Annotated in this window: 1 protein-coding gene; it reads right to left on the bottom strand. The window is 69.1% G+C overall.

Features of this window, described 5'->3' with window-relative positions:
- Window positions 1-443 (bottom strand): TIM barrel protein (locus AC2JF8_RS09305; protein ID WP_500762810.1); only part of this gene is annotated, 443 nt, incomplete at both ends.

The following is a 443-nucleotide window of genomic DNA, read 5'->3' on the forward strand; positions in this document are numbered from 1 at the left end:
TCGTAGCCCTTGTCGGTCACGTAGTCGCCGAGGAGGTTGACGGCCTCGCGGTAGCGCTCGAGCGCCGCCTGCACGTCCTTCGCGGAGTCGTACTCGGCGCCCTCGCGGCCACCCCACATGACGAAGGTCTTGGCCCCGAGCTCGGCGGCGAGGTCGAGGTTGCGGAGCACCTTGCGGAGGGCGAAGCGACGCACCGCGCGGTCGTTCGAGGTGAAGCCGCCGTCCTTGAAGACGGGTGCGCTGAAGAGGTTGGTGGTGACCATCGGGACGATGACGCCCGTGTCGGCGAGGGCCTGCTTGAGGCGGTCGATCTGCTTCTGCCGCTCGGCATCGGTCGAGCCGAAGGCGAAGAGGTCGTCGTCGTGGAAGGTGAGGCCGTAGGCGCCGAGTTCGTTCAGGCGGGTGACGGCTTCGACCACGTCGAGGTCGGGGCGGGTGGGGCC

The organism is Lactobacillus sp. CA30L (genome assembly GCF_059900845.1).